General features: G+C 61.0%; 7 protein-coding genes. 1 reads left to right on the top strand and 6 read right to left on the bottom strand.

Translation table 11 applies throughout. The features are described from left to right. Positions 1-54: 54 nt before the first annotated feature. From ACT6VE_RS34110 to cyoA, 5 genes are read right to left on the bottom strand one after another with little or no spacing between them, the layout of a single operon-like run. A complete protein-coding gene (locus tag ACT6VE_RS34110; RefSeq protein ID WP_444592912.1) occupies positions 55-633 on the bottom strand; it encodes an SURF1 family protein in 579 nt (192 codons plus the stop codon). Then, the gene (gene cyoD, locus ACT6VE_RS34105) at positions 633-1,028 is read right to left on the bottom strand and encodes a cytochrome o ubiquinol oxidase subunit IV (protein WP_444592913.1); all 396 of its coding nucleotides are present in this window, start codon (positions 1,026-1,028) and stop codon (positions 633-635) included. The genes ACT6VE_RS34110 and cyoD overlap by 1 nt, the downstream gene beginning before the upstream one ends. Then, positions 1,025-1,654, bottom strand: a complete 630-nt coding sequence (gene cyoC / locus ACT6VE_RS34100) for a cytochrome o ubiquinol oxidase subunit III (RefSeq protein WP_444802583.1) — start codon at positions 1,652-1,654, stop codon at positions 1,025-1,027. Before cyoC ends, cyoD begins: the two co-directional genes overlap by 4 nt. After that, a complete protein-coding gene (cyoB, locus tag ACT6VE_RS34095; RefSeq protein ID WP_444802582.1) occupies positions 1,651-3,678 on the bottom strand; it encodes a cytochrome o ubiquinol oxidase subunit I in 2,028 nt (675 codons plus the stop codon). The genes cyoC and cyoB overlap by 4 nt, the downstream gene beginning before the upstream one ends. Positions 3,679-3,693: 15 nt before the next feature. Next, positions 3,694-4,866: a ubiquinol oxidase subunit II gene (gene cyoA, locus ACT6VE_RS34090; protein WP_444802581.1), complete on the bottom strand. Its 1,173-nt coding sequence runs from the start codon at positions 4,864-4,866 to the stop codon at positions 3,694-3,696. 169 nt (positions 4,867-5,035) lie between these two features. Between cyoA and ACT6VE_RS34085 the strand changes: the two genes are divergently transcribed. Continuing rightward, the gene (locus ACT6VE_RS34085) at positions 5,036-6,370 is read left to right on the top strand and encodes an MFS transporter (RefSeq protein WP_444802580.1); all 1,335 of its coding nucleotides are present in this window, start codon (positions 5,036-5,038) and stop codon (positions 6,368-6,370) included. A gap of 76 nt (positions 6,371-6,446) precedes the next feature. On the opposite strand, the gene ACT6VE_RS34080 is transcribed toward ACT6VE_RS34085, so the two are convergent. Then, positions 6,447-7,187 (bottom strand): 3-oxoacyl-ACP reductase family protein, encoded by a 741-nt coding sequence (locus ACT6VE_RS34080; protein WP_444802579.1) that lies wholly within the window; start codon positions 7,185-7,187, stop codon positions 6,447-6,449. Positions 7,188-7,483: the final 296 nt, after the last annotated feature.

Raw genomic sequence — 7,483 nt, 5'->3', positions numbered from 1 at the left:
CAGGCAGCACATCAACCACGCCCACCCGGGTCACTTCTCAATGAAAATCCCGGGTCACTTCTCAGTGCAACTCAACAGCGCGACGGCATCGAGCTTCTGGCTTGCTGCAATCTCGGCGACATCCCGCGAGAACCAGCGCCCAGCACCGGGATCATTGGTGCGAAGGAAGCCACCCTTGGGCTCCGAGATACGAAGCAGGCCGGTCACCGTGACCGGCGATGCGGGTGCGGCAAACGCACCCGCCTTGCGCTCATCCGGGCTGACAAAACCGCGATTGACGAGGACGGTGAAGCCGGCGTCCGTGCGCAATGGCGTCAGAACCCAGAAGCCGGCGCCGAGATCGGAGACAGCCTGCACCAGCACGTCCTTGCCCTGCATGAATGTGCCGGAGGCAGTGACACGACGATATTCGTCATTGCTGCGAGAAGTGGCCAGCCACGCCGCGGGCCCGGGTGCAGCAGCGGGTGCGGCGTGGCTGCGCTGATCGACACGTGCGATCAGATCCAGTTTCCAGGCGCGGCGCTCGACCTGCCAGATGCCGAGCGCCATGAAGCCTGCAATACCGAGGATGGCGAGAACCGCCAGCACCGAGAGCGTGACCGGGCCACGCGGGGCGCGGTCGGACTCGCTCATCAGGGCATATTCCTCATGTCGTGAACTGGCATCATGTTGACGTTCAGGTGGTACATCACCCAAAGCGAGCCAGCGAGCGCGATAACGACAACGATGAGCGTGAAGATCAGCGCCATCAGGGTCCAGCCGCCATCCGACGTCGTGTTCATGTGCAGGAAGTAGATCATGTGAACAAAAATCTGCACGACCGCGAAAGCAACGATGATCGCGACGGTCCAGTTCTTGTTCTGGATCACATTGCCCATCACCAACCAGAACGGGATGGCGGTGAGGATGACCGACAGGATGAAGCCGGTCATGTAGGACTTCATGGAGCCGTGGTCGCGACCGTCATCATGGCCGTGGCCATGGGCGTGATCATCGTGACCGTTATTGGCGTGTGCGTCGGCGCTCATCGCACGACTCCCATCAGATAGACGAAGGTGAAGACGCCGATCCAGACGACGTCGAGGAAGTGCCAGAACATGCTGAGGCACATCAGGCGGCGCTGGTTGGCTTCGATCAGACCGAACTTCGACACCTGCACCATCAAAACCACCAGCCAGATGATGCCAAAAGTGACGTGCAGGCCGTGGGTGCCGACCAGCGTGAAGAAGGACGACAGGAAGGCACTGCGCCACCAGCCGGCACCTTCATGGATCATGTGGTGGAATTCGTAGAGTTCGATGCAGAGGAAGGCGAGGCCGAACAGACCGGTGATCGCCAGCCACATCTGCGTCGCGTTCTTGTTACCCTTCTGCATCTCCAGCATGGCGAAGCCATAGGTGATGGACGAGAACAGCAGCATCGCGGTGTTGAGCGCGACCAGTTTGAGGTCGAACAGATCCTTCGGGCCGGGGCCCGCGGCGTAGCTGGTGCCGAGCACGCCGAAGGTCGCGAACAGCATCGCGAAGATCAGGCAGTCGCTCATCAGATAGAGCCAGAAGCCGAGCATCGTGCTCTGGCCGGGCGGATGATCGTGCTCGTCGGCGACGTAGAAGACCGGAGCTTCGCCGCTCATGGTTTGGGTCGGTGCGCTCATGATGCGGCCTGTGCTGCCAGGAGCTTGGTACGCTCGGCTTCCGTGTTGATGACCTGATCCACCGGGATGTGGAAGTCACGCTTGTAGTTGAACGTATGGTAGATGGCGCCGGCAATGACCGAGATGAAGCACACTGCTGCAAGCAGCCACATGTGCCAGATCAGTGCGAAGCCGAGCGCAGTGGCGAAGCCCGAGAGGATGATCCCCGCACCGGTGTTCTTCGGCATGTGGATCGGCTTGAAGCCCTGCAGCGGACGCGCATAGCCGCGGCTCTTCATGTCGTACCAGGCGTCATTGTCATGCACGACCGGGGTGAAGGCGAAGTTGTAGTCCGGCGGCGGCGACGAGGTCGCCCATTCCAGCGTGCGGCCGTTCCACGGGTCGCCGGTATGGTCGGCCAGTTCCTTGCGGCGCCAGATGCTGACTGCAATCTGAACCAGCAGGGCACCGATGCCGGCCGCAATCATCGCAGCACCGATGCCGGCAATGATGAACCAGATCTGCAGCGACGGATCTTCGAACACGCGCATGCGGCGGGTGACGCCCATAAAGCCGAGCACATAGAGCGGCGTGAAGGCGACCCAGAAACCGACGACCCAGAACCAGAACGACACCTTGCCCCAGAACTCATCGAGCTTGAAGCCGAACGCCTTCGGGAACCAGAAATTGATCGCTGCGAACACGCCGAACACCACGCCGCCGATGATGACGTTGTGGAAGTGGGCGATCAGGAACAGCGAGTTATGCAGCACGAAGTCGGCCGGCGGAATCGCCAGCATGACACCGGTCATGCCGCCGATCACGAAGGTCAGCATGAAGGCGACGGTCCACATCATCGGCAGGTCGAACCGGATGCGGCCGCGATACATCGTGAATAGCCAGTTGAAGATCTTCGCACCGGTCGGGATCGAGATGATCATCGTGGTGATGCCGAAGAACGAGTTCACACTCGCGCCCGAGCCCATGGTGAAGAAGTGATGCAGCCACACCAGGTAGGACAGGATCGTGATGCAGACCGTGGCGTAGACCATCGAGGTGTAGCCGAACAGCTTCTTGCCCGAGAAGGTCGAGGTCACTTCCGAGAACACACCGAAGATCGGCAGGATCAGGATGTAGACTTCCGGATGGCCCCAGATCCAGATCAGGTTCACGTACATCATCGGGTTGCCGCCGAGATCGTTCGTGAAGAAGTTGGTGCCGACGTAACGGTCGAGCGACAGCAGGGCGAGACACGCGGTCAGGACCGGGAAGGACGCAACGATCAGGACGTTGGTGCAGAGCGAGGTCCAGGTGAAGACCGGCATCTTCATCATGGTCATGCCGGGGCAGCGCATCTTCACGATGGTCGCGATCAGGTTGATGCCTGATAGCGTCGTGCCGACACCGGCCACCTGTAGCGCCCATATGTAATAGTCGACGCCGACATCCGGACTGTAGCCGATATTGGAAAGCGGCGGATAAGCCAGCCAGCCGGTCTTGGCGAATTCACCGACGAACAGCGAGATCATGACAAGGATCGCGCCGCCGGTGGTCATCCAGAACGAGAAGTTGTTCAGGAACGGGAACGACACGTCGCGGGCGCCGATCTGCAGCGGCACGATGTAGTTCATCAGGCCGGTGACGAAAGGCATCGCCACGAAGAAGATCATGATCACGCCATGGGCGGTGAACACCTGATCGTAGTGATGGGCGTTGAGATAACCTTCGGAGCCGTTGAAGGCGAGCGCCTGCTGCAGACGCATCATGACCGCATCGGCGAAGCCACGCAGGAACATGACAAGACCGAGGATCATATACATGATGCCGATCTTCTTGTGGTCGACGCTGGTGAACCATTCTTTCCAGAGATAGCCCCAGAGGCGGAAATAGGTCAGGCCAGCCACGAGCGCGATGCCACCGAGCGCGACGGCGCAGAAGGTGGCAACGACGATCGGCTCGTGCAGCGGCAGCGATTCGAAGGTGAGGCGACCGAAGATCAACTTCGCCAGCCCGGTGTTTTCAGCAATTCCGGTTGCAGCAGACATGAGAATTGATCCGGATCAGGTGTTGGACGCACGTCGCTCAGCGGGCGACGGCGCAGGCGTGAATTGGAAGGGCTCAGTCGCATTGCGACGACGCGGCAGGCCGGCACCGCTCATTGGTGTCGAGTCGCCTGGCGTGAAGGTGCGGTCGGCAGCTTCGCGGATCGCATCTGCCACGGTGCAGACGCTGGCGACGTAGTTCTTGACCGAAGCCGAGCCATCGAGCTGCGAGACATTGTACTTGAGCGGCAGGATATTGCGGGCGCTGGCGAGACCCATGCCACCCTTCGAGTCGATTGCCATCATCTCGCTCATGCACATCTTGCCGGGCTGAGCACACTGGTTGAGGATCAGCTTGTACAGATCGGCATCGACGCTGTTGTAGAGCTTCACCGGCACCTTCTCGCTCGGCTTTTCGAGCTCGAGATAGACGTCGCGGCTCAGCTTGTCCTGGCTGCCCTTGGCCTTGGCGATCCAGGCGTCGAAACCAGCCTGATCCACACCGTGGAAGGCGAAGCGCATGTTGGAGAAGCCGGCGCCCGAATAATTGGCCGAGAAGCCTTCATACTTGCCGGCCTTGTTGATGACGGCGTGCAGCTTTGTCTCCATGCCCGGCATCGCATAGATCTGGCCGGCCAGCGCGGGGATGTAGAACGAGTTCATCACCGAAGTGGCCGTGATCTTGAAGCGGATCTGGCGATCCACCGGAGCAGCGAGTTCGTTGACCGCAGCCACGCCATATTCCGGATAGATAAACAGCCACTTCCAGTCGAGCGCCACGACCTCGACGAGCAACGGGTCATTCAGCGTCGCGGCATTGCCGGGGCTGATGCGGTCGAGGCGGCGATACGGATCGAGCAGATGGGTGCTGCTCCAGGTGATCGCACCGAGGCAGATGATGATCAGCAGCGGGATCGCCCAGATGACGAGCTCGAGATGGGTGGAGTGATCCCAGTCCGGCTCATATTTCGCTTCGGTGTTCGCCTGTCGGTATTTCCAGGAGAAGAACACGATCAGGAACATCACCGGGATAATGATGAGCAGCATCAAAACCACGGAGACGACCACGAGATCGCGCTGCTGCACTGCGATGTCACCCGCAGGATTCATCACGACGAAATTGCAGCCGCCAAGCAGGGCAACCAGTGGCAGCAAAAGGAGGATTCTCAGGCGGCTCAAGGTCTTACCCATTCGATGATGTCCGTTTGCGCGCACGGTTAGGCGCATTTGCTGCAGGGCAACATTGGACAATTTGTCCAATGGTTCGGAACTGCGCTTCACGACAAATCGTCAACTGGCCGGCATGCATTCTTGCGCCGAATTCAGTATACGCAACCTACGATACAAATGGATTGAAGATATGGCGCAAGCGCAATCGACGATGGAAGAGGATGCCCGTCGCCTGAACGCGGACAGCCACGGCCAGGTGAACCCGGGCGAGATCGCCATCGGGGTCATCATCGGGCGCACGTCGGAATTCTTCGACTTCTTCGTCTACGCGATCGCCTCGGTGCTGGTTTTCCCGAAACTGGTGTTTCCGAACCACGACCCGTTGACCGGCACACTCTATTCTTTCGCGATCTTTGCGCTGGCTTTCATTGCGCGCCCGATCGGTACGATGATCTTCACCGAGATCGATCGCCGCCAGGGCAAGGGCGCGAAGATGACCATTGCGCTGTTCCTGCTCGGCGTCTCCACCGTCGCCATCGCCTTCCTGCCCGGTTATGAGACCATTGGCATCGCATCCGCTTGGTTGCTGGCCGCGGCCCGCATCGGCCAGGGCCTGTCCTGGGGCGGCACCTGGGATGGCCTTGCGTCGCTTCTCGCGCTGAACGCGCCGGAAGGCCGCAAGGGCTGGTACGCCATGATCCCGCAGCTGGGCGCACCGATCGGCCTGATCGTCGCCTCCGCGCTGTTCGCCTTCTTCGTCGATACGCTCTCTGCTGAAGATTTCCTCGACTGGGGCTGGCGCTATCCGTTCTTCGTGGCCTTCGCCATCAACGTCGTCGCACTGTTCGCCCGTCTCCGCATGGTGGTGACGCCGGGCTATACCGAACTGTTCGAAAGCCGTGAGCTCGAGCCGTCGTCGGTGCCGGAGACCCTGGCACAGCAGGGCCGCACCATCGTCGTCGGCGCCTTCGCACCGCTCGCGTCTTTCGCTCTCTTTCACATGGTCACGGTGTTTCCGCTGTCCTGGGTGTTCCTGTTCACCCGTGAAACGCCCGGCCGCTTCCTCGTGATCGAATGCATCGGCGCCGTTGTCGGCATCATCGCGATGCTGTTCTCGGGCTATATCGCGGACAAGGTCGGTCGCCGTACCCTGCTCGCCGGCTCGGCGATCGCGATCGCGGTGTTCTCGGGCTTCGCTCCTCAGATGCTCGATGGCGGCCTCGCTGGCGAACTCGCCTTCATGATCCTTGGCTTCATCTTGCTCGGCCTGTCGCTCGGCCAGTCCTCGGGTTCGGTCGCATCGAGCTTCCGCAAGCGCTATCGCTACACCGCCTCGGCGCTGACCACCGACCTTGCCTGGCTGTTCGGCGCCGGCTTCGCACCGCTGGTCGCACTCGTGATGTCGAGCCATTTCGGCCTGCCATCGTCGGGCATCTATCTGCTCTCGGGCGCGGTCTGCACGCTGCTGGCGATCTCGATCAACCGCCAGTTCGCCAGCCGCGACGCGGAAGCGGTTCAGCCTTAAGCGCGGCAGAGCAAGCCAGATAACAAAAAGGGCCCGGCAATCTGCCGGGCCCTTTTTCGTTTCTGGGTATGAGCGCTCAGGCGTTGGCGCCGCCATCCACCAGAAGGCCGGTGCCGGTGATCTGCCGCGCGGCAGGGCTTGCCAGGAAAGCAACCGCGGCTCCGATATCTTCCGGCTTGCCGTAATGGCCGAGCGCCGACAGCGCGCGCTGCGCGTCCGCGGTTTCGCCCTGGGCAGGGTTCATGTCGGTGTCGGTCGATCCGGGATGGACCAGATTGACGGTGATACCGCGCGGGCCAAGCTCGCGGGCCAGACCGCGGGTGAAGGACAGCAGCGCCGACTTTGACATCGAATAGACGGTGACGCCCGGAAACGGCACGCGTTCGGCGAGGTTCGCTCCGATCGAGATGATGCGGCCGCCCTGTCCAAGCAACGGAATGGCGGCCTGCGAGGCCAGCACCACCGAGCGCACATTCACGTCGAGGATTGCATCGATATCCGCGAGGCTCATCTCGGCGACCGGACCACGGCGCGCGATGCCAGCATTGTTGACGAGGATGTCGAGGCCACCGAGCTTTGCGGCGGCCTCCTGCACCGAGGCTTTCACGGCAGCCGCGTCAGCGCTGTCGGCCTGGATCGCGAAGCCGCGCCGGCCCTTGGCCTCGATGGCCCGAACGACCTCGTTGGCTTTATCGGCCGAACGCTCGTAAGTGATCGCAACATCTGCACCTTTTTCGGCGAGCGTCAGTGCGATGGCGGCTCCGATGCCGCGTGATGCGCCGGTGACAAGGGCACGTTTTCCAGTCAGCTCACTCATGGTCATTTCTTTCTGTATTAAACGATACAGAAATGAACTAAGCGCGTTGCAGGCGCCCGTCAAGGGATTATATATCGAACGATGCAGAATTCAGAAAAAGCCCCCGTCGCACCCAAGCCCGCCCGTGGCCGGCCTCGTGCCTTCGATCGAGACGCAGCCCTTTCGGCTGCGACTCATCTGTTCTGGCAGAAGGGCTATGCCGCGACGTCGATCTCCGATTGTTGAGTTGCACTGAGAAGTGACCCGGGAGGGTTATAAGTTTTCACTGAGAATTGACCCATGTTTTCCTCGCCCCT

The sequence above is a fragment of the Shinella sp. genome, assembly GCF_052438155.1.
In the GTDB taxonomy this organism is placed as follows: Bacteria; Pseudomonadota; Alphaproteobacteria; order Rhizobiales; family Rhizobiaceae; genus Shinella.
Note: the sequence above shows the minus strand (reverse complement) of the source record. Positions and strands in the feature narration are given on the sequence as shown.

What these genes read in the sequence shown, in the direction of transcription:
- cyoD (WP_444592913.1), bottom strand. Translation starts at nt 1,028, where the DNA reads ATGAGCGCCGACGCACACGCCAATAACGGTCACGATGATCACGCCCAT.
- ACT6VE_RS34110 (WP_444592912.1), bottom strand. Translation starts at nt 633, where the DNA reads ATGAGCGAGTCCGACCGCGCCCCGCGTGGCCCGGTCACGCTCTCGGTG.
- cyoC (WP_444802583.1), bottom strand. Translation starts at nt 1,654, where the DNA reads ATGAGCGCACCGACCCAAACCATGAGCGGCGAAGCTCCGGTCTTCTAC.
- cyoB (WP_444802582.1), bottom strand. Translation starts at nt 3,678, where the DNA reads ATGTCTGCTGCAACCGGAATTGCTGAAAACACCGGGCTGGCGAAGTTG.
- ACT6VE_RS34080 (WP_444802579.1), bottom strand. Translation starts at nt 7,187, where the DNA reads ATGAGTGAGCTGACTGGAAAACGTGCCCTTGTCACCGGCGCATCACGC.
- ACT6VE_RS34085 (WP_444802580.1), top strand. Translation starts at nt 5,036, where the DNA reads ATGGCGCAAGCGCAATCGACGATGGAAGAGGATGCCCGTCGCCTGAAC.
- cyoA (WP_444802581.1), bottom strand. Translation starts at nt 4,866, where the DNA reads ATGGGTAAGACCTTGAGCCGCCTGAGAATCCTCCTTTTGCTGCCACTG.